21 protein-coding genes are annotated in these 25,934 nt (G+C 57.3%); 7 read left to right on the top strand and 14 right to left on the bottom strand.

The features are described 5' to 3' along the window. The first annotated feature begins 27 nt into the window (after positions 1-27). The 4 genes from GIW69_RS01225 to GIW69_RS01210 all read left to right on the top strand — a co-directional run bounded on the left by GIW69_RS01225 (position 28) and on the right by GIW69_RS01210 (position 4,892). A complete protein-coding gene (locus GIW69_RS01225) occupies positions 28-708 on the top strand; it encodes a Fe2+-dependent dioxygenase (protein WP_236480327.1) in 681 nt (226 codons plus the stop codon). Positions 709-765: 57 nt separating this feature from the next. Continuing rightward, positions 766-1,467, top strand: coding sequence for a tetratricopeptide repeat protein (locus GIW69_RS01220; protein ID WP_236480407.1), 702 nt, complete (start codon positions 766-768; stop codon positions 1,465-1,467). Positions 1,468-1,745: 278 nt separating this feature from the next. Beyond that, entirely contained in the window at positions 1,746-3,962 is a 2,217-nt protein-coding gene (locus tag GIW69_RS01215) for an alpha-xenorhabdolysin family binary toxin subunit A (protein WP_236480326.1), read from the top strand. Positions 3,963-4,013: 51 nt separating this feature from the next. Continuing rightward, positions 4,014-4,892, top strand: a complete 879-nt coding sequence (locus GIW69_RS01210; RefSeq protein ID WP_236480325.1) for a hypothetical protein — start codon at positions 4,014-4,016, stop codon at positions 4,890-4,892. Between the two features lie 41 nt (positions 4,893-4,933). On the opposite strand, the gene GIW69_RS01205 is transcribed toward GIW69_RS01210, so the two are convergent. The 5 genes from GIW69_RS01205 to GIW69_RS01185 all read right to left on the bottom strand — a co-directional run bounded on the left by GIW69_RS01205 (position 4,934) and on the right by GIW69_RS01185 (position 10,152). Next, positions 4,934-6,097, bottom strand: a complete 1,164-nt coding sequence (locus GIW69_RS01205) for a type III PLP-dependent enzyme (protein WP_016986476.1) — start codon at positions 6,095-6,097, stop codon at positions 4,934-4,936. Between the two features lie 631 nt (positions 6,098-6,728). Continuing rightward, positions 6,729-7,886 (bottom strand): ABC transporter ATP-binding protein, encoded by a 1,158-nt coding sequence (locus tag GIW69_RS01200; protein WP_236480324.1) that lies wholly within the window; start codon positions 7,884-7,886, stop codon positions 6,729-6,731. Next, positions 7,883-8,536 carry an ABC transporter permease gene (locus GIW69_RS01195; RefSeq protein ID WP_236480323.1) on the bottom strand — a complete coding sequence of 218 codons (654 nt, stop codon included), beginning with the start codon at positions 8,534-8,536 and terminating at the stop codon, positions 7,883-7,885. The genes GIW69_RS01200 and GIW69_RS01195 overlap by 4 nt, the downstream gene beginning before the upstream one ends. Positions 8,537-8,548: 12 nt before the next feature. Continuing rightward, positions 8,549-9,442, bottom strand: coding sequence for a glycine betaine ABC transporter substrate-binding protein (locus GIW69_RS01190; protein WP_236480322.1), 894 nt, complete (start codon positions 9,440-9,442; stop codon positions 8,549-8,551). A gap of 20 nt (positions 9,443-9,462) precedes the next feature. After that, positions 9,463-10,152, bottom strand: coding sequence for an ABC transporter permease (locus GIW69_RS01185; RefSeq protein ID WP_236480406.1), 690 nt, complete (start codon positions 10,150-10,152; stop codon positions 9,463-9,465). A gap of 356 nt (positions 10,153-10,508) precedes the next feature. Between GIW69_RS01185 and GIW69_RS01180 the strand changes: the two genes are divergently transcribed. Both GIW69_RS01180 and GIW69_RS01175 read left to right on the top strand, forming a co-directional pair. Continuing rightward, a complete protein-coding gene (locus GIW69_RS01180) occupies positions 10,509-12,092 on the top strand; it encodes a peptide chain release factor 3 (protein ID WP_236480321.1) in 1,584 nt (527 codons plus the stop codon). 192 nt (positions 12,093-12,284) lie between these two features. Continuing rightward, on the top strand, positions 12,285-12,560 hold the full coding sequence (locus GIW69_RS01175) for a hypothetical protein (protein ID WP_236480320.1): 276 nt from the start codon (positions 12,285-12,287) through the stop codon (positions 12,558-12,560). 194 nt (positions 12,561-12,754) lie between these two features. Here the strand turns inward: GIW69_RS01175 and GIW69_RS01170 are convergent, their stop codons facing one another. The 8 genes from GIW69_RS01170 to GIW69_RS01135 all read right to left on the bottom strand — a co-directional run bounded on the left by GIW69_RS01170 (position 12,755) and on the right by GIW69_RS01135 (position 23,490). Then, positions 12,755-13,735, bottom strand: a complete 981-nt coding sequence (locus GIW69_RS01170; RefSeq protein ID WP_236480319.1) for a peptide ABC transporter ATP-binding protein — start codon at positions 13,733-13,735, stop codon at positions 12,755-12,757. Beyond that, complete coding sequence (locus GIW69_RS01165) at positions 13,735-14,703, bottom strand: ABC transporter ATP-binding protein (protein ID WP_236480318.1); 969 nt, start codon at positions 14,701-14,703, stop codon at positions 13,735-13,737. Before GIW69_RS01165 ends, GIW69_RS01170 begins: the two co-directional genes overlap by 1 nt. A 10-nt stretch (positions 14,704-14,713) precedes the next feature. Beyond that, on the bottom strand, positions 14,714-15,640 hold the full coding sequence (locus tag GIW69_RS01160; RefSeq protein WP_236480317.1) for an ABC transporter permease subunit: 927 nt from the start codon (positions 15,638-15,640) through the stop codon (positions 14,714-14,716). Positions 15,641-15,650: 10 nt separating this feature from the next. After that, a complete protein-coding gene (locus GIW69_RS01155; protein WP_236480316.1) occupies positions 15,651-16,661 on the bottom strand; it encodes an ABC transporter permease subunit in 1,011 nt (336 codons plus the stop codon). A 74-nt stretch (positions 16,662-16,735) separates the two neighbouring features. Then, complete coding sequence (locus GIW69_RS01150) at positions 16,736-18,331, bottom strand: ABC transporter substrate-binding protein (protein ID WP_236480315.1); 1,596 nt, start codon at positions 18,329-18,331, stop codon at positions 16,736-16,738. 78 nt (positions 18,332-18,409) lie between these two features. Then, positions 18,410-19,786, bottom strand: coding sequence for an OprD family porin (locus GIW69_RS01145; RefSeq protein WP_236480314.1), 1,377 nt, complete (start codon positions 19,784-19,786; stop codon positions 18,410-18,412). Between the two features lie 178 nt (positions 19,787-19,964). Next, complete coding sequence (locus tag GIW69_RS01140) at positions 19,965-21,563, bottom strand: ABC transporter substrate-binding protein (protein WP_236480313.1); 1,599 nt, start codon at positions 21,561-21,563, stop codon at positions 19,965-19,967. A gap of 301 nt (positions 21,564-21,864) precedes the next feature. After that, positions 21,865-23,490, bottom strand: a complete 1,626-nt coding sequence (locus GIW69_RS01135; protein WP_236480312.1) for an ABC transporter substrate-binding protein — start codon at positions 23,488-23,490, stop codon at positions 21,865-21,867. A 1,083-nt stretch (positions 23,491-24,573) separates the two neighbouring features. Between GIW69_RS01135 and GIW69_RS01130 the strand changes: the two genes are divergently transcribed. Continuing rightward, on the top strand, positions 24,574-24,939 hold the full coding sequence (locus tag GIW69_RS01130) for a DUF6124 family protein (RefSeq protein WP_236480311.1): 366 nt from the start codon (positions 24,574-24,576) through the stop codon (positions 24,937-24,939). Between the two features lie 96 nt (positions 24,940-25,035). Here the strand turns inward: GIW69_RS01130 and GIW69_RS01125 are convergent, their stop codons facing one another. After that, positions 25,036-25,752 carry an SIMPL domain-containing protein gene (locus GIW69_RS01125; RefSeq protein ID WP_236480310.1) on the bottom strand — a complete coding sequence of 239 codons (717 nt, stop codon included), beginning with the start codon at positions 25,750-25,752 and terminating at the stop codon, positions 25,036-25,038. Positions 25,753-25,934 lie beyond the last annotated feature (182 nt).

The raw sequence follows: 25,934 nt of genomic DNA, 5'->3' as shown, positions 1-25,934 counted from the left end.
CATCCCTTTGTCATCTGGTGCTTTGCCATGTTGCTGCACATCCAAGGCTTGTTCGCGAAAGAAGAAGTGCAGCGCATTCGAGAGGCTCTGGAACAGGCGGATTGGGCCGATGGCAAAATCACCGCCGGCTATCAATCGGCCAAGGCCAAGCACAATTTGCAATTGCCCGAAGGCCATCCATTGGCCAAGGAGATCGGCGCAGCGATGCTTGAACGCTTGTGGCAGAACCCGCAATTCATGTCTGCAGCACTGCCGCACAAAGTATTCCCGCCGTTACTGAACTGTTACACGGCCGGCGGCAGCTTCGATTTCCACATCGACAATGCCGTGCGCCAGCCCAAGGGCAGCATCGAACGTGTGCGCACGGATCTGTCCGCCACGCTGTTCTTCAGCGAGCCCGAGGACTACGACGGCGGCGAACTGGAAATCCAGGACACCTTCGGCACGCAACGAATCAAACTGCCCGCCGGTGACATGGTGCTTTACCCCGGCACCAGCCTGCACAAGGTCAACGCGGTCACCCGTGGCGCACGGTATGCATCGTTTTTCTGGACGCAAAGCCTGGTGCGTGAAGACAGCCAGCGCGCCTTGCTGTTCGAAATGGACGGCGCAATTCGTGAGCTCACTCAAGACATGCCCGATCACCCTTCGCTGATCCGTCTCACTGGCACTTATCACAACCTGTTGCGCCGCTGGGTCGAGGTGTAAGTGACGGACTTTCGATTGCGCCGCGAGGAAGTCCTCGACGGCGATCAACTGCGTGCCATGCTCGAAGAAAGCCCGGGCCGTGCAGCGCAGGCAATAGTGCTGGCAGCAGGTGAGGGCATTGTCGAGGCGCAGGCCTTGCTTGGGCAGATTCTGCTCGATGGCCGAGGCATCGCGCAGGACCAACCGCTGGCGCTGCGCTGGTTCGCGATTGCTGCCGGCCAAGGCCACCTGATGTCGCGCAACATGCTCGGCCGCTGCCATGAGCATGGCTGGGGTTGCGCGGCGGATGCTGCGTTAGCCGCAAGTCATTACCGTATCGCGGCGCAAGCGGGGCTGGATTGGGCGATGTACAACCTGGCCAATTTGCTTGCTACCGGGCGCGGAACGACAGAGAACCCGTCGCAAGCTTTGGCGTTATATCGTCGCGCTGCGGAGCAGGGGCACGCGAAATCCATGAACCTGTTCGGCCGTTATCTGGAGGAAGGGCATTTCTGCCCTCAGGACAGATTCGCGGCTCGTGGGTGGTATCGACGCTCGGCAGAGGCCGGCGATTTTCGTGGACAGTTCAGCTATGCGGCAGTATTGGCCGAGGAGGGGCAGATCGACGAAGCGCTGGATTGGTTGCACAAGGCACTCGCCGGCGGCAACGTGAACTTCTTGCGGGCCAGCATTGAATCATTGTCAGGTGCCCATCATCCTCGAATCCGTGAAATGGTAGAAGTGTATAAGCTGCGGTTGAGTCAGTTACTAGGTCGGTGAAGTTCTTTAGTTACTGTCTGTTCGTAGCGATTTGAAATGTCCAGTTGTTGCTGGTTTTTATTAGTAGAAGTTCAATCGTTGCTGGTTGCTGGTCTTGAAGTCTTTGTGAAGTAGTCGATTGCAATGTTCATTGTCTTGAAATTTAATATTTGATGGCTTGTGTGTGCGGCTTTTATCGCACTAAGGTTGTTCTCGTTATTGCTGCGGTTTTTAGTAGCTCGTAACTATCGAAAATGAAACTAATCAATATAAAATTCCGAAGATGACAGGGAGTCTCAATGGACGACAAGATGAATGACAAGGTGATCGAGGCCGCTGCAAAAGCGCCAATGCTGTTTGTGAATGCATCGTTGGGTGAGGGCGAAGACTACGATCGGGAAACGGGTATCCAGTTGACCAAAGAGCAAATAATCAGCCTGAGGAAATATGAAACCCTGGGCTTGTCCCTGCCGATTCAACTGAACGACGTCATTGCCTATCTTAACTATGGTTCCGGTGACAACGGTGGCGTGGGACGCACCGCTGAAGACTTTTTGCGCACATTCAAAATGACCTATCAGCATGCACGACGCTGGTCGCCTCTGCGCGAGAAAGTCATGCTGACGGGCAATGATTTGAAGATTTTTGCTGGCAGCATCATCAGGACTGGTACAGCCATTGTCGAAGTGTACGAAGAACTGAAAGCCTCTAAATATCTGGAAGAACATGATATTTCCACCGTTGAGGAATATCTGAAACTTCAACAGCAGATGCCAGGGCTGCCTGATCTTGATCTGTCGCCGGGCGATATCGCCGATATTCGCAGCTACCTGAATGACCTGCTGACAAAAATCAGGCTTTGCCATCAAAAAGCCGAACAAGTGCGCGGGGAGCTGGACAGTTTCGGCATTGATATGCGCGCAACTGTTCTACCGGAAATCAAGTTGCGACTGGAGTTCGTTTCCAGAAATACCTACGCGGCCGACATCAAAGATTTGCAAGGCCAGATGGATCAGCGCTCCGCTGAAATCGATGAACTGAACAAGCAATATGAAAAGCTGGTTCAAGACGCGATCAAGGCTGCGGCGGGTCTAAATATTGGTGGCCTGGTCATGGCTATCTATCAGGGGGTCAAAGCTGAAAAAATACGCCATGAACGTAATGCGTTGAAGCAGTTGCAGCAGGCAGATAATCAGAAAATGGCCAGCAAGAATCAGACGCTGAGTTCGTTGAATAAAGTCCGTGATGATCTGCAAAACCTTAGTTATGTTGCGATCGAAGCTGAAGTAGCAACGCAGAACCTCATGCTGGTCTGGAACGCACTCAGTGATTATGTCGGTGCCTCGATTGTCGAGGTCGACAAAATCGATGAGGCCGCTTCGTTGCGCCGATTCAAGAATCAGATCATGGACATCATCGAGCCTTGGCAGCAAATCAAGTCCAGTGCCGACCAGTTGCTGGCAGTGTTTGCAGAAGCCGATAAAGAATATGAAAAAAATAATGTGTCGATGCGGAGTGGCGCTGTAATGCATAGTTTGTCGATCAATGCTGTCGAGCCAGCGTTCAATATGTCCAACCTGCGCGGGCACAATGCCTCCGTGCAGCGACTGAACACTACCGCGCAAATGCTCTTTGAACAGTTCGACTACATGCCCGGCACTGTCGGCGCCATGAACGGTGTCGCACTGGCTGTGAACAAGGCAACTTTTGAGCTGCGCGACAATGCGCAGAAGCTAAGCATCAGCATGGTGCAGTCCGAGAAGAAACTAAAATCCTATCAGGCCGAGTTGAGCTCTCCCGAGGATGCGGAAGAGGTGCGCGAAGACATGGAGGCGGAACTGAAAGATCTTTGCGCTAAAGTCACTGCGCAAACTAAGGATTTTAAAAGTATCCACAAGAGTATTGGTGCAGCCTATGACCGCATGGCATCCGCAGAGTGGATCGTCAAGCTGGAAGATGAACGTGCCAGTACCGAGGAACTCAAGACTCAATCCGAAGAGAAAGTTGCCGCCTTCACCGCAGAGATGAAGTCTATTTCCGATGCGATTGATCTGATCGCCAAAGCGGGTATCGAGAAAATCGGCCAGGAAGCCCAGTTATCGCTTGATAACCTCAAGGCATTAGGTCTGGCTCCTCCGCAGGTTCAAGTCGCCCTGTTGGCTATTGATACCCTGAAAAAACTGATTTCCGGTATTGGTGAGGCGATTTCTTATCTCAATATGCTGGCTGCGTATCGTCGACTCAGTGAAAAAGCAGTTGAAATGCGCGCTCAGGTGCAAAAGCTCGTCAACGCTATTACCCGGATTGTTGGACGCATCGAGTTGGTCACCACATTGGACGAACTGGACGACGAACGCTCGAAATACGGCACTGAATTCGCCAGTCTGATCAACTACTTTGATCTGCTCTCTAGTGAGTTCACCCAAGATACTTCGGTGCCAGTGGAGGATCGGGCGGATGCTGCAATTGCCCGGATTACCGAAGCCGTTACCGTTCTGAAAACCATTTCTCAATAACATGGAGGTGATGAAGTGGGCGTTCACTCGCCCACTTCCTGCACAGGGAATATGAACTCAGTAAATAACGAGTTTTCGGCACAGCAGCGCCAGGTGCTGGATCGCTATACCCGTTGGCTTGGTATGTTGATACCGACCTACGACAACACGCCAGTGGTATTTGAGGCACGTCGGAAAAGTGGCCATCAACGCGCAGAGCTGCCCTGGGATACGCGCCTGAATCGCGTTCCCATTTATGAACATTATCTGCAGGGGCACTGGGCGCGGATTGGAGAAATACGGAGTTTGGTCAGTCGTTACTTGAGTGACCTGGAGACGTTTGGACGTGAATCTTTGGAAATAATGCAGAGAACATCGAAACGCGAGCCTGTCAGTCAAGTTGATGTAAGAAGCTACAGTCTGTATCGCACCACAAACTGGGGACCGTCTCCACCTTCTAGTCCCAGAGCATTGGTTCACCAATTGGGCAATTGTTTCTGGAGCGTGAGCGGAGCAATTACTCCAACGGAGGGCATGATTGACATACTGGGCGAGGCATCATTTGGACTGAACGCGGCATTTATCAAGATAATGGGTTGGCAGTCGTGTGCCTGTCATCCACAACCGACTGTCGCGCAAGAGTTGTTCAGGAATGCTGCCACGACACCTGCGTGGGACATTCCATACTCTTCTTCAGACCCCATCATCAGGGCTGCTGAGTATCAGGCCGATATTGCTAAACTCTTCAATGATTTTGTACCGCTGAATACCCAGATGGGCGTATTCGTCAGGAATGTATCGCAGCGTGCAAATGGCTTGAGCACAGATCTGATGCAAACGGAAAATATGACCACCATGGGCCTGCTGAATTTCAAGATCGAAGCGGCTCTGGAGGATGCTGGAGAGCTTTCGCAAATGTTGAATCACTTCGAAAACTGGCTGAAAAAATAAAAAAGGCCCATTCAATGGGCCTTTTTACTCAGCGATGCCGATTACACGTAGAACGATTTCAACGGTGGAAAGCCATTGAACTCAACCGCGCTGTAGCTGGTGGTGTACGCACCGGTCGACAACCAGTACAGGCGATCGCCAATCGCCAGGTTCAGCGGCAAACCGTACTTGTAGTTCTCGTACATGATGTCGGCGCTGTCGCAGGTTGGGCCGGCGATGACGACTTCTTCCATCTCGCCTTTTTTCTCGGTCCAGATCGGGAACTTGATCGCTTCGTCCATGGTTTCAATCAGGCCGGAGAACTTGCCCACATCCGTGTAAACCCAGCGCTCGACGGCGGTGCGGGATTTACGCGCAACCAGCACCACTTCACTGACCAGAATGCCAGCGTTGGCGATCAGCGAACGACCCGGCTCCAGAATGATTTCCGGCAGGTCATCGCCGAAGTCTTCTTTCAGGAAGCGGATGATTTCTTCGGCGTAGGTTTCCAGGCTGTTGGTGCGGGTGATGTAGTTGGCCGGGAAGCCACCACCCATGTTGATCAGCTTGAGGTGGATGCCGTCTTCTTCTTTCAGGCGTTCGAAGATCACTTTGACCTTGGCGATCGCCGCGTCCCAGACGCTGATGTCGCGCTGTTGCGAACCGACGTGGAACGAGATGCCGTAAGGCACCAGGCCCAAGTCACGGGCGAGGATCAGCAAATCCATGGCCATGTCGGTCTGGCAGCCGAACTTGCGCGACAGTGGCCAGTCAGCGGTGGTCGAGCCTTCGGTCAAAATGCGCACGTAGACTTTCGAACCCGGCGCAGCCTTGGCGATGTTGCGCAGGTCGGCTTCGGAGTCGGTGGAGAACAGACGCACGCCCTTCTCGTAGAAGTAGCGGATGTCTTTGGATTTCTTGATGGTGTTGCCGTAGCTGATACGGTCGGCGCTGACGCCGCGATCCATCACCTTGTCCAGCTCGTAGATCGAGGCGATGTCGAAGCTCGAGCCTTTTTCCTTGAGCAGATCAATGATTTCAACGGCCGGGTTGGCCTTCACGGCGTAGTAGACCTTGGCGAATTCGAAACCGGCGCGCAGGTCATCGTAGGCCTGGCTGATCATCGCGGTATCGATCACCACGAACGGGGTTTCTTGCTTGTCGGCGAACGCCTTCATTTTGTCGAATGTAGCGCGCGCGAAATAGTCTTCGACCTGGATCGACATGCTGGAACTCCTACTGGCAAACGTTAGTAATCAATGGGTGCAAATGAACGTCCTCCGTATCCCCACTTTGGTTCGCCTACTTCCCAAGGCATGTCGCCGAAAGCAAAAAGGCCATGGGTCGCAGCCCTTGGCCTTGCTGTCTCGTCGTCAGTACTTGAGCCGGATGGATCGTTTCCAGCATGGACGTTCGGCGCGAACTTTAGGGCGTGAGGGGCGTGAGATCAACTAAAAATGTCGCGTTTTTGCACTCTTCTGACGTGCGTGACGGGCTGCGCTCTTTTTAACCGACACAGATGACAGGCGGATGTTCCTGAGGTTTTTCGCAGTGTTAAAAATACCTGCACGTTCGACGCTTTTGCATACCAACTCAGAGGTAAGTGTGATGGCGGCAACATCGGCGACGTTGGCGTCGAGAGTAAGGTATGGAGGGTAAGTTGGGAGTTTTGAAGAATGCGTGGGTACAGCGCTGACCGGCAGGAGTGTTGATATTTTTTTCCACCGCATAGTGGCTGAAAAAAACACGGTCAACTGTGGGAGCGAGCCTGCTCGCGATGACGATTTCACAGCCAACATCATTGTTGACTGGCATGACGCCTTCGCGAGCAGGCTCGTTCCTACAGGTTTTGCATTTTTAGGCGACTACTGCGTCTGCCGGCGACACGATGCTGGTCTTCATTCCGCGCGAACGACCGGAACTCAGATAAGCCGCAATCGACTCCTGCGTCACCTCACCGAGGAACACCCGCTCGGCATCCATCACCGGCAGCCACGCCCGGTTGAACTCGTACATGCGCGACAACAGGATGCGCAAATGCTCGTCGTACGCCGCCGTGGCGTTGAACTCGCGCAGGAACTGCGCGCAGGTGCCGGTCTGACGGTGCAGGTCGCGACGTCTTACATAACCCATCGCTTTGTTCTCGCCGTCGGTGACGACTACATAGCGACGGTCATGTTCGTCCATTAATTCCAGCGCATCGGCCACCGGGGTTTCAGGGCTTACCGATGGCGCGTTGTCCGCCGCGTCTTCGGCCTTCACCAGCAACAGGCGCTTGAGCGTGCTGTCCTGGCCGACGAAGTTGCTGACGAAGTCGTCCGCCGGGTGGGCGAGCAACGTGTCTGGATGGTCGATCTGCAACAGTTTGCCGGCGCGGAAAATCGCGATCTTGTCGCCCAGTTTGATCGCTTCGTCAATGTCGTGGCTGACCATGATCACGGTCTTGTTCAGTGCCCGTTGCATCTCGAAGAACTCGTTCTGAATCATTTCGCGGTTGATCGGGTCGACCGCACCGAACGGTTCGTCCATCAGCAGTAACGGCGCGTCCGCCGCCAGTGCGCGGATCACGCCGATGCGCTGTTGTTGGCCACCGGATAATTCGCGCGGGTAACGATGCAGATATTGCTTGGGTTCAAGCTTGATCATGCTCATCAGTTCGCGGGCACGGTCGTGGCATTTCTGTTTGTCCCACCCGAGCAGTTTCGGCACGACCACGATGTTTTCCTCGATGGTCATGTTCGGGAACAGACCGATCTGCTGGATCACGTAACCGATGTTGCGACGCAGGGTCACTTCGTCGAGATCCGTGGTGTCTTCACCGTTGATCAGGATCTTGCCGGAAGTCGGTTTGATCAGGCGGTTGATCATTTTCAGCGTGGTGCTTTTGCCGCAACCCGACGGGCCGAGGAACACGCAGATCTCGCCTTCATTGACGGTCAGGCTCACCGAGTCCACGGCTTTGACGTCTTTGCCGTTGCTTTGGAAGGTCTTGCTGAGGTTTTGAAGTTCGATCATTTCAGGAGTCCTTTTGGAGTCAACGAGCGTTGCAGCACTTGCAGGATCAAGTCGGCGGCGATGGCCAGGAGGCTCACCAGAATGGCGCCGACGATCAGCATCGACATGTCGCTGCGGCTGATGGAAGCAAGGATCAGTACGCCGAGACCGCCGGCGCCGATGGTGGCGGCGATGGTCATCACGCCGATGTTCATCACCACGGCGGTGCGCACGCCAGCGAGAATGACCGGTACGGCGATCGGCAGTTCGACCATGCGCAGGCGCTGGCCGAAGGTCATGCCGATGCCGCGTGCGGCTTCACGGATGCCCGGCTCGACGCCGGTCAGGGCGAGGTAGGTATTGCGCATGATCGGCAGCAGTGAATAAAGGAACACAGCGGTGATCGCCGGCATCGGGCCCAGGCCCTGACCGAATTTCGAATAGAACGGCAACAACAGGCCGAACAGTGCAATCGACGGCACGGTCAGCAACACCGTAGCGCTGGCCTGCAAGGGGCCGGCGAGGCTCGGGAATCGGGTCATCAAAATGCCCAGTGGCACGCCGACCAGAATCGCCAGCGTCACGGCGATGCCCACCAGCGTGATGTGCTGCCAGGTCAGGTGCATCACCTGTTGCCAGTCGATGTGGGAAAAGGCGTTCAAGAATTCCATGACTTTTCCTCCTCAGTTGATCGGGTGTTGGCGCAGGAAATCGGCGGCAACAGTGGATGGACTTTCGTGATCGACATCGACCCGGGCGTTCAGTTGACGCATGGTTTCGTCGTCGAACAGTTCAGCCAGCGGCTTGAGTTCGTCGGCGAGTTTCGGATGCGCGTCGAGGAAATCCTGACGCACCACTGGCGCGGCGGTGTAGTCCGGGAAGTAGTGCTTGTCGTCTTCCAGCAGTTTGAGGTGGAAGGCGCTCAATCGCCCGTCGGTGGTGTAGACCAGACCGGCAAACACCTGACTGTTGCGCAACGCCGTGTAGACCAGGCCGGCGTCCATCTGGCGGATGTTTTTGCGGCTGAGGTTCATGTCGTAGAGCTCGACCATGCCGAGCAGACCGTCGGAGCGGTTGGCGAACTCGGTGTCCAGCGCGACCAGATGATTGGTCTCGGCTTCTTCCTTGAGCACCGCGTTCAACTGGCTGATGTTGTTGATCTGTGGATATTCCTCGGCGATCTTTTGCGGCAGGGCGAGGGCGTAGGTGTTGCTGAATTTCGACGGTGTGAGCCAGACCAGGCCTTTTTTCGCGTCGAGTTCTTTCACCCGGGCGTAGGACTGTTCGCTGTCGAGTTTTTCGTCGATGTGGTTGTACGCCACCAGCGACACGCCGGTGTATTCCCAAAGCATGTCCAGTTGGCCGCTTTCCTGAGCACTGCGCGCCAGGTTGCTGCCCAGACCACCGGTAATGCGCACGTCGTAGCCCTTGGTACGCAGGTATTGCGAAGTGATTTCTGCGAGCACGGTCTGTTCGGTAAACACTCGGGCGCCGATGCGGATGACGGGGTTTTCAGCGGCTTGCGCGAATCCTGCGAACAGCAGAACGCAGCCTAAAATCAAGCTAAGTCGTTTCATGAATATTCCTTTGCCGAGGCTTAAGACGGGCGCAAGCCGCGTTCGAGCCAGAGGCGGCTGGCCATCGTCACCAGACCGTCGAGCAACAGGGCGAGCAGGGCGGTACACGCCGCGCCGAGCACCAGTTGCGGCTGATTATTCAAGGCAATGCCGGGGAAGATCAGGCTGCCGAGGCTGTTGGCGCCGATCAGGAAGGCCAGCGGCGCCGTTCCGACGTTGATCGCCAAGGCCACGCGCACGCCGCCGATGATGATCGGTACGGCATTCGGTAATTCGACTTTCCACAGCACCTGACGCGGGGTCATGCCGATGCCGACGGCCGCTTCTTTGAGCGAGCCCTGAACGTTTTTCAAGCCTTCATAGGTGTTGCGCACAATCGGCAGCAACGAGGCGAGGAACAGAGCGAAGATCGCGGGGCCACTGCCGATGCCGAGGATGCCCAGGGCGATGGCGAGTACGGCGAGAGGCGGTACGGTGTTGCCGATGTTGAAGACTTGCATGAAGCGTTCGGCACGACCGACCATGTTCGGACGGCTGAGCGCAATGCCGGCGGGGATGCCCACGACAAGGGCGGCCAGCATTGAAGCGAGGACGAGGATCAAATGAGCTTGCAGGTAAAACAACAAATCGTCGCGGTAGTGTTCAATCGTGTTGATGCCGATCCAGTGGATCAGCAGGGCCAGGAGCGCGATCACCACCGCACCTCCCATCAGCCCTTTGCCATAGCGGATAGCCACAGGCGGACTCCTTTTTTGTTTCAGTCGGCGAGCGCAGTTCCGTGTGGCATGCCATGCCTGGCTGCCGGAAAAAGCGTTCGCGAGAAGCAGCTCGTCAATGCCGGTAAGATGGCATGGAATCAAGCCATGAGCGCAGCTTCGTCAAGCTAACTTGCTGATTTTTCAGCCCCTGACGACATGTCGTAACAGGGGATGGACGTCTCCGTGCTTTAAAAGGTTCCCATCTGAGACAGCATTTGGCCACCCCTAATGTGCTCAACGGTTCGGTTATTGAGCTGAGTTGGGCTATAATCGCGGCCCTTTTTTGAATCACCGCCAGGCGATTTCCCATGACCAACCAGGCCGCCGAAGTCGCGAAACGCCGCACTTTCGCCATTATTTCCCACCCCGATGCCGGTAAAACCACCATCACCGAAAAGCTCCTGTTGATGGGCAAGGCGATTGCAGTGGCCGGCACGGTGAAATCGCGTAAATCCGATCGCCATGCGACATCCGACTGGATGGAGATGGAGAAACAACGGGGTATTTCCATTACCACGTCGGTCATGCAGTTCCCGTATCGCGACCACATGATCAACCTGCTCGACACCCCGGGCCACGAAGACTTCTCCGAAGATACCTACCGCACCCTGACTGCGGTGGACTCGGCGCTGATGGTGCTCGATGGCGGTAAAGGTGTCGAGCCTCGCACCATCGCGCTGATGGACGTCTGCCGTCTGCGTGACACGCCGATTGTCAGCTTCATCAACAAACTCGACCGTGACATCCGCGACCCGATCGAACTGCTCGACGAAATCGAAGCCGTCCTGAAGATCAAGGCTGCGCCGATCACCTGGCCGATCGGTTGCTACCGCGATTTCAAAGGCGTGTACCACCTGGCCGATGACTACATCATTGTCTACACCGCCGGGCACGGTCACGAACGCACCGAAACCAAGATCATCGAGAAGCTCGATTCCGACGAAGCCCGCGCCCACTTGGGCGACGAGTACGATCGTTTCGTCGAGCAGCTTGAGCTGGTGCAGGGCGCTTGCCATGAGTTCAACCAACAGGAATTCCTCGACGGTCAGCTGACCCCGGTGTTCTTCGGTACGGCGCTGGGCAACTTCGGTGTCGACCACGTGCTCGACGCCGTGGTCGACTGGGCGCCGCGTCCGCTGGCCCGTGTGGCCAACGAGCGCACCGTGGAGCCGGTGGAAGAGAAGTTCTCGGGTTTCATCTTCAAGATCCAGGCGAACATGGATCCGAAGCACCGCGACCGCATCGCCTTCATGCGCATCTGTTCCGGCAAGTACGAAAAAGGCATGAAGATGCGCCACGTGCGCACCGGCAAGGACGTGCGCATCGGCGACGCCCTGACGTTCTTCTCCTCCGAGCGTGAGCAGCTTGAAGAAGCCTTTGCCGGGGACATCATCGGTCTGCACAACCACGGCACGATCCAGATCGGCGACACCTTCAGCGAAGGCGAAACCCTGGGCTTCACGGGTATCCCGCACTTCGCCCCGGAACTGTTCCGCCGCGTGCGCCTGCGCGATCCGCTGAAATCCAAGCAACTGCGCCAGGGCCTGCAACAACTGGCCGAAGAAGGCGCCACGCAAGTGTTCTTCCCGGAGCGCAGCAACGACATCATCCTCGGCGCCGTCGGTGTGCTGCAGTTCGACGTCGTCGCCAGCCGTTTGAAAGAGGAATACAAGGTCGAATGCTCCTACGAGCCGATCACCGTCTACTCCGCGCGCTGGATCGAATGCGCCGACAAGAAGAAACTCGAAGAATTTTCCAACAAAGCCGTGGAAAACCTGGCAGTGGACGGCGGCGGTCACCTGACCTACCTCGCCCCGACCCGGGTCAACCTGGCACTGATGGAAGAGCGCTGGCCGGACGTGAAGTTCCGTGCGACGCGTGAGCATCACTAAGCGACAGATGTTCAGGCAAATAAAAGGCGAAGCTTTCGGGCTTCGCCTTTTTTTGCAGATCTTTTGATCTTTTCGGCATAACGATTATTGCCAACCATTCTGCCGTAACGGGGCATTTCCGAATCTCGCCAGCGTCTTACCCTGAGATTGGAACTAGATTCTGTGTTTCACCTGCGAAGGATGGGCTCGGCTATGAAGAACAGGTTGCTACGCGTTTTATTGCTGTTGAAAGTGATGGTCATGCTGTCCCTCGGCACAGCCGCGACGGCTTGGGCGGAGTGTGAGGATCATGATTCTCAGGCCTTCAATGGGCAAATCGGGCACAGCGGGTTGATGCTCGCCAAATCCGAGTCAGAGCCCGGTGATCAGGATCAGGGCGGCAGTGCTGATGACGATGACTCGACCACGGAGGAGCCGGACAGCGATGATCCGGACGGCCCGGATGACGATGGCGATAGCCAGACATAACTGCCGGGCAAAAGAAAACCCCTTCTTCCCTGACTGATGCGCAATCGGAGTAGAAGGGGTTGGTGACAGTTGAGTCTGAATCAACCCGACCCCTGTGGGAGCGGGCTTGCTCGCGAATGCAGAGTGTCAGTCGATGAAAAAGTTGACTGTTACAACGCCTTCGCGAGCAAGCCCGCTCCCACATTTTTTTGCGTTTACGCAGCGCCGTCGAGGAACTGCTCGGCGTAGTGGCAAGCCACCTGACGCCCGTCGAGCGGGCGCAGCAGTGGCTCTTCGGTGCTGCAACGCTCGGTCGCATACGGGCAACGCTTGTGGAACGCGCAGCCCGATGGCGGATTCAACGGGTTGGGCAGTTCGCCGACGATCTTGATTTTCGGCTTGTCCGGATCCGGATGAATCGTCGGGGTCGCCGACAAAAGCGCTTGGGTGTACGGGTGCAGAGGGCGGGTATAGATGTCCTCTTTCGGGCCCATTTCCACCGGCCGGCCGAGGTACATGACCATCACATGGTCAGCGACATGACGCACCACCGCCAGGTTGTGCGAGATGAACACATACGCCGTGTTGAATTCCTGCTGCAAATCCATGAACAGGTTCAGCACCTGCGCTTGAATCGATACGTCGAGCGCCGAGGTCGGTTCGTCCGCCACCAGCACTTTCGGTTGCAGCATCATCGCCCGGGCCAGCGCGATCCGCTGACGCTGACCGCCAGAGAACATGTGCGGATAACGCTGGTAGTGCTCGGGACGCAAGCCGACCTGCTTCATCATCGCCTGGACTTTCTCGCGACGTTCGGCGGCACTCAGGCTGGTGTTGATCAGCAGCGGCTCGGCCAGTTGATCACCGATTTTCTGCCGTGGGTTCAACGAGGCGTACGGGCTCTGGAACACCATCTGCACGTCTTTGCGCAGTTGTTTGCGCTGGGCCTTGTCGGCGCCGGCGACTTCCTGACCGGCGATTTGCAGCGAACCCGACGACGGTTCTTCGATCAGGGTCAACGCGCGGGCGAGGGTGGATTTGCCGCAACCCGATTCACCGACGACCGCGAGGGTCTTGCCGGCTTCCAGTTCGAACGACACGCCGTTCAGCGCGCGCACGGTCGCGTGGCCCTTGAACAGGCCACGGGACACTTCGTAGTGACGGGTGAGGTCGCGGGCGGTAAGTACGACGGCCATTACGCCACCTCCTGGTTCAGCGGGTAGAAGCAGCGGGCGAGGCTGTGGCTTTTCGGATCGAGGGCCGGACGTTGGGTGCGGCAATTGTCCTGCACGTACGGGCAGCGCGGCGACAGCAGGCAACCCTGTGGACGGTCGTAACGACCCGGGACGATGCCCGGCAGAGTCGCCAGACGCTCGGCGCCGAGGCTGTGTTCCGGAATCGCCTTGAGCAGCGCTTCGCTGTACGGGTGCGCCGGGATGTCGAACAGTTGTGGCACCTGGCCGACTTCAACGGCCTGGCCGGCATACATCACGCACACGCGCTGGGCGGTTTCAGCCACGACCGCGAGGTCGTGAGTGATCAGCACCAAGCCCATGTTCTGTTCTTTCTGCAACGCCAGCAGCAGATCCATGATCTGCGCCTGAATCGTCACGTCGAGGGCCGTGGTCGGCTCATCGGCGATCAGCAGTTTCGGCTCGCCGGCAATCGCCATGGCGATTGCGACACGCTGGCTCATGCCGCCGGACAGTTGATGCGGGTAAGCGTCCATACGGCTGGCGGCGCCCGGGATCTCGACTTTTTCCAGCAGTTCGATGGCACGTTTGCGCGCTTGCTTGCCGGACATTTTCAGGTGCAGGCGCAGCACTTCTTCAATCTGGAAACCGACGGTATAGCTCGGGTTGAGCGCGGTCATCGGATCCTGGAACACCATCGACAAGTCTTTGCCGACGATTTGCCGACGTTGACGATTGCTCAGTTTGAGCATGTCTTTGCCGTCAAAGCTGAGCGAGTCGGCGGTGACGATGCCGGGATGCTCAATCAGCCCCATCAGCGCCATCATGGTCACGGATTTGCCCGAGCCCGATTCGCCAACGATCGCCAGCACTTCGCCTTTGTCGACTTTCAGGTCGAGTCCATCAACAACCGGCGTAGCAGTCTTGTCGCCGAAGCGCACGTTGAGATTCTTGATTTCTAGCAGTGACATGGGAATCTCCTCAGGCGGCGTTCTTGAGTTTCGGGTCCAGCGCATCGCGCAGACCGTCGCCCATCAAGTTGATTGCCAGCACGCTGAGCAAAATGGTCAAACCAGGCAGACTGACTACCCACCAGGCGCGTTCGATGTAGTCGCGGGCCGAGGCCAGCATGGTGCCCCACTCAGGGGTTGGCGGTTGTACGCCAAGACCGAGGAAGCCCAGCGCCGCAGCGTCGAGAATCGCCGAGGAGAAGCTCAAGGTCGCTTGAACGATCAGCGGCGCCATGCAGTTCGGCAGCACGGTGATGAACATCAGGCGCGGCAGACCGGCACCGGCCAGGCGCGCGGCGGTCACGTAGTCGCGGTTCAGTTCGCCCATCACCGCAGCGCGGGTCAGACGTACATACGAAGGCAGCGAGACCACGGCAATCGCGATCACGGTGTTGATCAGGCCAGGGCCGAGGATGGCGACGATCGCCACAGCCAGCAGCAGCGACGGCAGGGCGAGCATGATGTCCATCAGACGCATGATCGACGGGCCGAGAATCTTCGGGAAGAAACCGGCGAACAGGCCCAGCAGAATGCCCGGGATCAGCGACATCACCACCGACGACAAGCCGATCAGCAGCGACAGGCGCGAACCCTGGATCAGGCGCGAGAGCAGATCGCGACCCAGTTCATCGGTGCCGAGCAGAAATTGTATCTGCCCACCTTCGAGCCAGGCTGGCGGCGTCAGCAGGAAGTCGCGGTATTGCTCGCTCGGATCGTGCGGGGCAACCCACGGCGCGAACAGTGCGCAGAAAATCACCAGCAACATGAACATCAGGCCGGCGACGGCGCCCTTGTTCTTGGAAAACGCTTGCCAGAATTCTTTGTACGGAGACGGGTACAGCAGGCTTTGATCGACGGCCGTGGCGGTCGTGGCTGCTGAGGAAACGGGAGTGGTCATGATCTTGATCTCAGCGCTGATGACGGATGCGTGGGTTGGCGAAGCCGTAGAGGATGTCCACCACGAAGTTCACCACAATCACCAGGCAGGCGATTAGCAGGATGCCGTTTTGCACGACCGGATAGTCCCGGGCGCCGATGGCCTCGATCAGCCATTTGCCGATGCCGGGCCAGGAGAAAATGGTTTCGGTCAAAACCGCGCCGGCCAGCAGTGTGCCGACTTGCAGGCCGACCACGGTCAACACCGGAATCAGTGCGTTACGCAGACCGTGCACGAACACTACACGCGATGGCGACAGACCCTTGGCCTTGGCGGTGCGGATGTAATCCTCGCGCAGCACTTCGAGCATCGACGAACGGGTCATCCGCGCGATCACCGCCAGCGGAATGGTGCCCAGCACGATGGCCGGCAGGATCAGGTGATGCAGGGCGTCGAGGAACGCGCCGACGTCATCGGCCAGCAGCGTGTCGATCAACATGAAACCGGTGCGCGGCTCGATGTCGTAGAGCAGGTCGATCCGCCCGGAAACCGGCGTCCAGCCCAGGCTCACCGAGAAGAACATGATCAGGATCAGGCCCCACCAGAAGATCGGCATCGAATATCCCGCCAGGGAGATGCCCATCACCCCGTGGTCGAACAGGGATCCTCGCTTAAGTGCCGCAATCACCCCGGCCAGAAGGCCCAGAATGCCGGCGAACAGCAGGGCGGCCATGGACAGTTCCAGGGTCGCCGGGAAGAGGGAAGTGAACTCGGTCCAGACGCTGGTGCGCGTACGCAGGGATTCACCGAGGTCGCCTTGAGCCAGTTTGCCGATGTAGTCCAGATACTGGGCATACAGCGGTTTGTTCAGACCTAGGCGTTCCATTGCCTGAGCGTGCATTTCGGGATCGACCCGACGTTCGCCCATCATCACTTCCACGGGGTCGCCGGGGATCATGCGAATCAACGCGAAAGTCAGCAAGGTGATGCCGAAAAACGTGGGGATCAACAACCCCAGTCGGCGGGCAATAAAACTAAACATCTTGTGTGCTACCTCATCAGCCGGTTAGGCGTGTCCGGTCTCCCCTGGTTCAGGGAGACCGGTGTTTTTCTTATCTACTTCACCTGGGTAGTGGCGAAGTTATTCGTGGTGAGCGGGCTTATTTGATAGCCCTCTACGTTGTTGCGCATTGCAGTAAACATGCGGGTGTGGGCCATGCTGATCCACGGTTGATCCTGATTGAACAACACCTGGGCCTGCTCGTAGAGCGCGGCGCGTTCAGCCGGATCGACCTTGGCCCGGGCCTCGTCAATCAGAGCCTGGAACTTCTCGTTGCACCAGCGGGCGTAGTTTTCGCCGTTCTTGGCCGCTTCGCAACTGAGCATAGGCGTCAGGAAGTTATCCGGGTCGCCGTTATCACCCGCCCATCCGGCAGACACCATATCGTGTTCACCGTTCTTGGCGCGTTTAAGCATTTCGCCCCATTCCATCACGCGGATGTCGATCTTGATCCCGACTTTCGCCAGATCCGCCTGCATCATCTGGGCGCCGAGCATCGGATTCGGGTTGGTCGGGCCACCACCGTTACGGGTAAACAGGGTAAACACGGTGCCTTCCGGAACCCCGGCTTCCTTGAGCAGGGCGCGCGCCTTGTCGAGGTCACGTGGCGGATTTTTCAGCTCGGTGTTGTAGCCGAGCAGAGTGTCCGGGTACGGGTTGACCGCGACGGTCGCGTTGCCCTTGCCGAACAGCGCATTGACGTAAGCGGCTTTGTCGAAGGCGATGTCGATCGCCTTACGCACGCGCACATCGCTCATGTATTTGTGCTGGGTGTTCATGGCGATGTACGAAACGGTCATCGCGTTCAGTTCATCAACCTTCAGATTGCTGTCTTTCTTGATGCTCGGGATGTCATCAGGTTTGGGATACAGCGCGATCTGGCACTCGTTGGCCTTGAGCTTTTGCAGGCGCACGTTGTTGTCGGTGGCGATTGCCAGGATCAACGCGTCGGCCGGCGGCTTGCCACGGAAATATTCCGGGTTGGTCTTGAAGCGAACCTGCGCATCCTTGGCGTAGCGCTGGAAGATGAACGGGCCGGTGCCGACAGGCTTGTTGTTGAGGTCGCCGGTCTTGTTGGCCTTGAGCAACTGATCGGCGTACTCGGCGGAGTAGATCGCGGTGAACGGCATGGCCACGTCGGCCAGGAACGGTGCTTCGCGGCGGGTCAGGGTGAACTTGACGGTGTAGTCGTCGACCTTTTCCACGTTCTTGAGCAGTTCCTTGAAGCCCATGCTTTCAAAGTACGGGAAGCCCACGCTCGACAGTTTGTGCCAAGGGTGATTCGGGTCCAGCTGACGCTGGAAGCTCCAAAGCACATCGTCGGCATTCATGTCACGGGTCGGCTTGAAGTATTCGGTGGTGTGGAACTTGACGCCTTTGCGCAGGTGGAACGTGTACGTCAGACCGTCATCGCTGATTTCCCAGGAGTCGGCCAGTGCCGGGACCAATTCGGTGGTGCCAGGCTTGAAGTCGACCAGACGGTTGAAGATCGTTTCAGCCACCGCATCGGCCGTGACTGCAGTCGTGTACTGAACCATGTCGAAGCCTTCCGGACTGGCTTCGGTGCAGACCACCAAGGGTTTGGCCGAGACGCCCAGGGCGACACTCAGCAATGCGGCAGCAACGGCTGCTCGTAGGGGAAGCATTTTCATCAAGAACCCTCTGCAATCGGTTGAAGACAAAAAACCGAACGGCCGACTCATCATGAGTCAGCCGTCGGTTGGCGTTTCTTACAAAATTTTGAACGGGATGGTGGTCACGAGACGGAACTCGTTGATGCTGCCGTCCGACTGGTTTTCGCTGGCGCGGTGAGTGGTGTAGGTCGCGCGAATAGCGGTGGCCTTGAGCGGGCCGCTCTGCACGGCGTACGAAGCACCGATGCCGTATTCATAGTGGCTCTCGCCGTCCTGGCTGCGAACGTCGTAAGCGGTGCCACGGTAGTGAGTACCGTCGATGCCCCAGCCGTGCGCGTTGTAGACGTTGAACTTCAGGCCTGGCACGCCGTATTCAGCCATGTTCAGGCCGTATGCGACCTGGAAGGACTTTTCGTTCGGGCCGTTGAAGTCCGACAGCAGGGAGTTGGCCAGGTAGATGCCGTTGGTTTCGTGCAGGTAGTCGAAGTACTCGTTACCGTTCACTTGCTGGTACGAGAAGGTCAGGCTGTGGGCCTGGTGAGCCAGGCCCAGCGACAGCGAGTAGGTATCGTTGTCGATGTTGCCCATCAACTTTTTGCCTTCGTCGACGGTCTTGTAGTAGTTCAGGCCGGTGGTCAGGCTCAGCACCTGGCTGTCGCCCAGTTCGTGGCTCGCGCCGAAGTAGTACTGGTTCCAGAAGTCTTCAGCCTGGGTGGCGTAGAGGCTGGTGGTCAGGCTCTTCAGCGGCTGGTAGTTCAGGCCGGCGGTGTTGACGTGGTCGGTCTCAGCGCCGTTGTTGGTGTATTCGCTGCGGAACTTCGACAGGCTCTGCTCGGAACGCGGGGAGACGCGGTCGAAAGTGCCCAGGTCGAACGACAGGTTGTCGAACTCGGCGCTGTGGATCGACACACCTTCGAAGCTCGAAGGCAACGGACGGTTGCCGATGACGTCGACGATCGGGCTGCTGAAGTTCTGGCGGCCGGCGGTCAGGGTGGTGTTGGAGATACGTGCTTTCACGTTCGCCAGACCGAGTTTGCTCCACTGGTCGACAGCGTCGCCGTTGGAGTGCGCCAGGGTACGGTTGGAGCCGCCCTTGATGTCTTCGCGGCTGCGATCCAGCGCGATGGCGTTGTACGCCGCCACTTCGGTGCTGAAACCGACGGTGCCTTGGGTGAAGCCCGAGGTGTAGTTCAGGATGGTGCCCTGAACCCAGTTGATCCGGCGCGAACCGGACAGCTCTTCACCGTGACGTTCGTAGCCGAACGTACCGCCACGCTTTTTCTCTTCGTTGGCGTACCAGTTACGGGTGCTGCCCGACAGGCTTTGGCCGTCGATGAAGCCTTTGGCTTCGGACTGCGCGCTGGTGCTCGCCAGTTGGGTCGGAACGAATGCCTGGCTGACGCTTTCGGCATGGGCCCCGGCGGTGATGCTGCTGATGGCCAAAGCCAGTAACGCGGTGCTGCTCAGTTTCATGGGTGAAGCTCCTTTACTTTCTTTTTTTTACCGGTCTTTTTGGGTGAACCGGTTTTTGGTTTAGAACTCATTCACACATCGCAAACGTTTGCAGGAGGCCTGAAAGGCGAATTCCGGCAACACGCTTGCGTGAGGGGGTAGACGGCCCCCTCAGCGTTGCGGCTAATCGGTTGTTTGTTTAATCGATGCTGACACCCGAAAACACGTTACGGCCGAAAGGACTGACTTTGAATCCCTCGACTTTGGCGCTCAACGGCTGGTTGACCGTTGAGTGGGCGACCGGCGTGATCGGCACTTGCTGTTTGAGCAACTGCTGCGCCTGTTTATAAAGCACGGTGCGCTGGTCGCGGTCAGTGACGATCTTGGCCTCTTTAATCAGCTTGTCGTAAGCCGGGTCGCACCACATGGAGTAGTTGTTGCCGCCAATGGCATCGCAGCTGTACAGCGTGCCGAGCCAGTTGTCGGGATCGCCATTGTCGCCAGTCCAGCCGATCAGGCTGACGTCATGCTCGCCGTTTTTGGTGCGCTTGATGTACTCGCCCCATTCGTAGCTGACGATCTTCACTTTCAGGCCGATCTTGGCCCAGTCGGCCTGAAGCATTTCGGCCATCAGTTTGGCGTTCGGGTTATACGGACGCTGAACCGGCATCGCCCACAGGGTGATTTCGGTGCCTTCCTTGACGCCGGCAGCCTTGAGCAGTTCTCGAGCCTTTTCCGGGTTGTAGGCAGCGTCCTTGATGGTTTCGTCATACGACCATTGCGTCGGTGGCATGGCGTTGACCGCCAGTTGACCGGCACCCTGATACACGGCGTTGAGGATGCTTTGCTTGTTCACCGCCATGTCCAGCGCCTGACGCACTTCGAGCTGATCGAACGGCTTGTGGCGCACGTTGTAGGCGATGTAACCGAGGTTGAAACCGGGTTTATCGATCAACTGCAGTTTCGGGTCGTTCTTCAACGCCGGCACGTCGGCAGGGCGCGGATGCAGGGTGACCTGGCATTCGTTGGCCTTGAGCTTCTGTACCCGCACCGATGCATCGGTGTTGATCGCGAAGATCAGATTGTCGAGCTTGACCCGGCTCGGATCCCAGTACTGCTTATTGCCGGTGTAACGGATGTTCGAGTCTTTCTGATAGCTCTTGAACACGAACGGTCCGGTGCCGATCGGCTTCTGGTTGATGTCGCTCGGCTTGCCCTCGGCCAGCAGTTTGTCGGCGTATTCGGCGGACAGAATCGCGGCGAAGCTCATGGCGATGTTCTGCACGAACGCGGCATCGACGCTGTTGAGCGTCATCACCACGGTCATCGGCCCGGTCTTCTCGACCTTGGCGATGTTCTTGTTCAGGCTCATCCCGTTGAAATACGGGAACTCGGTCGGATAAGCCTTACGGAATGGCTGTTGCGGATCGAGCATGCGGTTGAAGGTAAACAGCACGTCGTCGGCGTTGAAATCTCGCGTGGGTTTGAAGTAAGGCGTTGTATGAAATTTCACGCCTTCACGCAGGTGGAACGTGTACTTGAGCCCGTCCTCGGAAATATCCCAGCGAGTGGCCAGACCCGGGACGACATTGGTCGCGCCTTTTTCGAACTCGACCAGACGGTTGTAGATCGGTTCGGCCGCGTCATTATCGGTGGCTGTCGTGTATTGAGCCGTGTCGAAGCCCGCCGGGCTGCCTTCGGAACAAAACACCAGGCTCTTGCTGGCGGCGTGGCCGGTGGATGCGACAGCCAGCAGGCCGGCGCTCAACAGTGCGGAGAAAACCAAGGAATGGCGCATGACGCTCCCTCTTTTTTTTAGTGTTATCCAATCCGCCGACATCCCATCGTGGGACGCAGGGCGGCATCGGGTTCAATCCAGTGCATCGGCAAACCGACAGCCCACGCGCAAACTGGTCAGATCCCGACGGTAGGGGCCGTGGGTCTGGCAGTAAATGCGTAGAGTCCTAAAGACTCGTAGGAAATGGCAACACGACCTACGCCTTCGCCTTATCGAATAAGGAGAATCGGCTGTAAGTAAATTCCTAGTCGTTCGGTAGATAAAGCAGCGGCGACGACATAAACGTCGCCGCTGCAAGACCTTACTTGCTGACGCTTACGCCGTAGAAGGAGTTCAGGCCGAATGGGCTGATCTTGAAATCCTGCACGTTGGCGCGCATGGGTTGGAACACCGTCGAGTGAGCGATAGGTGTCATCGGCACCGCGTCTTTGAGAACGTGTTGTGCCTCTTTGTACAGTTCGGTGCGCTTGCCCTGGTCGGTCGTGCGCTTGGCTTCTTTCACGAGGCCGTCGAACTTCTTGTCACACCATTTGGAGAAGTTGTTGCCACTCAGGGAGTCGCAACCAAACAGCACGTTGAGCCAGTTGTCCGGATCACCGTTGTCACCGCTCCAGCCAATGATCATGGCCTGGTTCTCGCCACCTTTGGAGCGCTTGATGTACTCGCCCCATTCGTAGCTCTGGATCTTCACGTTCAGACCGATCTTCTTCCAGTCGGACTGGAGCATTTCGGCCATCAGCTTGGCGTTCGGGTTATACGGACGCTGAACCGGCATCGCCCAGAGGACGATCTCGGTACCTTCCTTGACGCCGGCTTCCTTGAGCAGCTCTTTGGCTTTCTCAGGGCCGTACTTGGCGTCCTTGATGGTGGTGTCGTAAGACCACTGGGTCGGCGGCATGGCGTTGACGGCCAACTGGCCCGCGCCCTGGTAAACCGAATCAATGATCTGTGGCTTGTTGACAGCCATGTCCAGTGCCTGACGGACTTTCAGGTTGGCCAGCGGGTTCGGCTCGTTGCTGCCCTTGACCTTGTCCATCACGTTGTAGGCGATGTAGCCGAGGTTGAAACCGGCCTGGTCAGGCATCTTCAGGTTTTTATCTTCTTTGAGCGCTTTCAGGTCGGCCGGACGCGGGAAGAGGGTGACCTGGCATTCGTTCTTTTTCAGCTTCTGGATACGCACCGACGGGTCGGTGGTGATGGCGAAGATCAGGTTATCGATCTTGACGTCTTCAGGCTTCCAGTAGTCCTTGTTGCCGGTGTAACGGATGTTCGAGTCTTTCTGATAGCTCTTGAACACGAACGGACCGGTGCCGATCGGTTTCTGGTTGATATCGGCGGCCTTGCCATCCTTGAGCAGCTGGGCAGCGTACTCGGCGGACTGGATCGAGGCGAAGCTCATGGCCATGTTCTGAATGAACGCGGCGTCGACATCTTTCAGGGTGAACTTGACCGTGTGATCGTCGACTTTATCGATCTTGGTGATGTTGGTGTCCATCCCCATGTCGGTGAAGTATGGGAATTCGGTCGGGTACGCCTTACGGAACGGGTCATCCTTGTTAATCATGCGATTAAAGGTGAACAGCACGTCGTCGGCGTTGAATTCGCGAGTCGGCTTGAAGTACGGGGTGGTGTGGAACTTGACGCCTTCGCGCAGGTGGAAGGTGTAGTTCAGGCCGTCTTCAGTAATGTCCCACTTGGTTGCCAGACCAGGAATCACGGCAGTGCCGCCGCGCTCGAACTGGGTCAGGCGGTTGAACATGGTTTCTGCAGAGGCGTCGAAGTCGGTTCCGGTGGTGTACTGGCCTGGATCGAATCCGGCAGGGCTCCCTTCGGAGCAGAACACCAGGTTAGTCGCAGCGGATGCGAATGGTGCGGAGGCTAATAAGCCTGCGCCGACTAAAAACGGAATGACCGCGTGTTTAAGCATGTTGGCCTCATGATTTGTTGTCATTTTTTAGTAGTGAGGTACGACCTCGTGAGTCGTGCCTGCGGATACTTATGCAGGCGCCGTACCCATTGCAAGTTCCAGAGCCGTCGCAAGCTTCAAACGGTGGCACGGGCGTACCTTAATGTCGCATCTGTGTAAGTTTTGACGCATTTGACCGTTTGCGAGTGGTTTTTGCGGTGCAAGTGACGCCCTTTTCTGGTGCGTGTTTTTTGGCTTTTGCGCTGAGGTGGGGCTGGGTGTTACTTATTTATACCTGTCTGGCTTCGGAGGTTTTTGTGGTTTTGCTGACTCTGGATTAACAGCTTTTTGGGTTAGGGCGTGTTTAAGGTGCGCATTTGTTGATCGTTCTGGGAGTGGGTTGTGCCGGGTGCAACCTCTGGTTCGTTTGGTAGCACTTTTGGGTGAAGATCCGTTGCTTCGGGTGTGGTGGCTGGCGGTTTCGCCCTGACGGTCGAGTCCCTTTGGCGGTCGCCGGAATGCCGGCCCCGAATGAACACCTCTACTCAGTCTTCCGAAGGGGCGGGTGAATCAAAATCAAGAGCTGCAGGCGAGCTGACGGCCTGTTGAGTGGTGAAGAGCCAAAGTGCGGTGTAGCGCCAACCCATGTGGGGGCTGGTTTGCCAGCGAGGGCGGCCTGACAGCCGCCCGCTCTTTTTCTGGCGTACTGATCGTTCCCACGCTCCGCGTGGGAATGCAGCCAGGGACGCTCCGTGTTCCGTGTTCCGAGTTTTGAATGTTTAAATCCGTTTCAAAATCAGGAACCTTTCCCACGATGTTTTCAGGTTGTCCGTCGGACGTGGGCTCTCTAGTCTGGGCTTGTCGCTGGAAGCTCAGCGATCGGGTGTGAGAGCCCGTTGAGGTTTTCAATCCAATGCCACTAGCTTCATAATCGCCGCCAGCTCACTTGGCTGCCGGCAATCTCTATGGCGGCTGTGTGCGGGCGGACTTCGGTTCGGCCGGGTTGATCTCTTACCGGTTTCTCACTCCGCACATAGCTGCCACCACTTCGACGCGTGAGAAACGAGGAGTGATGGCTTTAATCAAGTCCAAGAGATCTACAAAATGACTAAGAAAATCGTCCCCGACCCACCCTTCATCATCACCACCCCTTTAGCCGAAAAGACCCGCGCCGAAGAAGTCATCAAAGATTGCGAAGCCACCAAGCGCGCCCTCGATTTCTATCTCAATCCGCCACCCTCGAACCCACGCCAACCGAGCACGATGTTCTTGGTTCATTCACACATCGACACTGAAAGCCTGTTGGCCCATGCCTGTGAGTCGCTGGCGTCGGCGAATGTCATGGCCAGTGATTTTGCCGCGCAATTGAATGCGCCGCAGCGCAACACGGCGCTGGCCATTCAGCAGATTGTCATGTTGGCGGAGCTGGCCGTGAACCGGGCGCTGGATCGGGTTGATCCGCAACACTGACTCGCGGGTTATCGTGCTTCGCGAGCCCGGTCACCGCAAATCCCGGGCACAAAAAAACCGGCGACCCTCCACGGGGCGCCGGTTTTTTATTCAGCCTTATTGCATCAACACTTCAATCGAGCCATCCGCCGTCATGCTGACCTGGCTGGTGCCAGCCTCAACTTCAGGCGTGACCGGTGCCGAATCCATGGCCGCCGCTTTCATCATCATCGGTGCGCGCCGGTACGGTTGTGGGAAACCGTTGGCGTTGAGGTTCAGGTTGACGATTTTGTAGCCCTTGCCACCGAGGGCGTCAGTGGTGAGTTGCGCGCGGGCCTTGAAGGCGGTGACGGCTTCTTTCAGCAATTTATCTTCGCTGGCCTTGCGTGTCGGGTCGGCGATGGCGAAGTCCATGCCGCCCATTTTCAGGTCGGTCAGCAGTTCGCCAGTGAGTTTGGACAGGGCGGCGAAATCGGCGCTTTCCAGGCGCAGTTCGGCGCGTTCGCGCCAACCGGTGATTTTCTGACCCTTGGTGTCGTAGATCGGATAGCTGTTGCGGCTGCCCTGGCGCAAGGTGATGTCTTTGACTTGCTTGGCCTGGGCCAGCGCCTTGTTCATGGTGGTGCTGATGTCGGCGGCGAGTTTGGTCGGATCGCTGTTCTGTTCTTCGGTGTAGAGCGTGACGATCATCAGGTCGCGTGCCACTTCCTGGCTGACTTCGGCGCGCAGTGAAATCTGGTTGTAATGCAGTTCATCGGCGGCCAGGGCGGGCAGACTGGCGACGCTGCCGATCGTCAGGGCGAGAAGGGCGGCGCGGCGGCGAAATGTGTGCATGAAAACTCCTTGAGGGGGGACGCAGCGGATCAATCCGAGACCTGCGTGAATCTATAAGACTGGGTGTGGCAGCTGCAAGTTTCAAGCTGCAAGCTTCCAGCTGAAGAAGCAACAGGCTTCTGCTTCTGTTTTTACCTAAAGCTTGCAGCTTGCAGCTCAAAACTGCCGTAGGCCACCTGTGG

The sequence above is a fragment of the Pseudomonas syringae genome, assembly GCF_021605415.1.
GTDB classification, from domain to species: Bacteria; Pseudomonadota; Gammaproteobacteria; order Pseudomonadales; family Pseudomonadaceae; genus Aquipseudomonas; species Aquipseudomonas syringae_S.
The sequence above is the reverse complement of the archived record's forward strand: the minus strand, read 5'-3'. Positions and strand labels throughout refer to the sequence as shown.

Bases quoted from the DNA above. Each gene is read 5' to 3' on its own strand.
- GIW69_RS01200 (WP_236480324.1), bottom strand. From the start codon at position 7,886: ATGATCGAACTTCAAAACCTCAGCAAGACCTTCCAAAGCAACGGCAAA.
- GIW69_RS01170 (WP_236480319.1), bottom strand. From the start codon at position 13,735: ATGGCCGTCGTACTTACCGCCCGCGACCTCACCCGTCACTACGAAGTG.
- GIW69_RS01180 (WP_236480321.1), top strand. From the start codon at position 10,509: ATGACCAACCAGGCCGCCGAAGTCGCGAAACGCCGCACTTTCGCCATT.
- GIW69_RS01145 (WP_236480314.1), bottom strand. From the start codon at position 19,786: ATGAAACTGAGCAGCACCGCGTTACTGGCTTTGGCCATCAGCAGCATC.
- GIW69_RS01165 (WP_236480318.1), bottom strand. From the start codon at position 14,703: ATGTCACTGCTAGAAATCAAGAATCTCAACGTGCGCTTCGGCGACAAG.
- GIW69_RS01205 (WP_016986476.1), bottom strand. From the start codon at position 6,097: ATGTCGATCCAGGTCGAAGACTATTTCGCGCGCGCTACATTCGACAAA.
- GIW69_RS01140 (WP_236480313.1), bottom strand. From the start codon at position 21,563: ATGCGCCATTCCTTGGTTTTCTCCGCACTGTTGAGCGCCGGCCTGCTG.
- GIW69_RS01220 (WP_236480407.1), top strand. From the start codon at position 766: ATGCTCGAAGAAAGCCCGGGCCGTGCAGCGCAGGCAATAGTGCTGGCA.
- GIW69_RS01225 (WP_236480327.1), top strand. From the start codon at position 28: ATGTTGCTGCACATCCAAGGCTTGTTCGCGAAAGAAGAAGTGCAGCGC.
- GIW69_RS01135 (WP_236480312.1), bottom strand. From the start codon at position 23,490: ATGCTTAAACACGCGGTCATTCCGTTTTTAGTCGGCGCAGGCTTATTA.
- GIW69_RS01125 (WP_236480310.1), bottom strand. From the start codon at position 25,752: ATGCACACATTTCGCCGCCGCGCCGCCCTTCTCGCCCTGACGATCGGC.
- GIW69_RS01155 (WP_236480316.1), bottom strand. From the start codon at position 16,661: ATGTTTAGTTTTATTGCCCGCCGACTGGGGTTGTTGATCCCCACGTTT.
- GIW69_RS01130 (WP_236480311.1), top strand. From the start codon at position 24,574: ATGACTAAGAAAATCGTCCCCGACCCACCCTTCATCATCACCACCCCT.
- GIW69_RS01185 (WP_236480406.1), bottom strand. From the start codon at position 10,152: ATGGGAGGTGCGGTGGTGATCGCGCTCCTGGCCCTGCTGATCCACTGG.
- GIW69_RS01215 (WP_236480326.1), top strand. From the start codon at position 1,746: ATGGACGACAAGATGAATGACAAGGTGATCGAGGCCGCTGCAAAAGCG.
- GIW69_RS01175 (WP_236480320.1), top strand. From the start codon at position 12,285: ATGAAGAACAGGTTGCTACGCGTTTTATTGCTGTTGAAAGTGATGGTC.
- GIW69_RS01195 (WP_236480323.1), bottom strand. From the start codon at position 8,536: ATGGAATTCTTGAACGCCTTTTCCCACATCGACTGGCAACAGGTGATG.
- GIW69_RS01190 (WP_236480322.1), bottom strand. From the start codon at position 9,442: ATGAAACGACTTAGCTTGATTTTAGGCTGCGTTCTGCTGTTCGCAGGA.
- GIW69_RS01160 (WP_236480317.1), bottom strand. From the start codon at position 15,640: ATGACCACTCCCGTTTCCTCAGCAGCCACGACCGCCACGGCCGTCGAT.
- GIW69_RS01150 (WP_236480315.1), bottom strand. From the start codon at position 18,331: ATGAAAATGCTTCCCCTACGAGCAGCCGTTGCTGCCGCATTGCTGAGT.
- GIW69_RS01210 (WP_236480325.1), top strand. From the start codon at position 4,014: ATGAACTCAGTAAATAACGAGTTTTCGGCACAGCAGCGCCAGGTGCTG.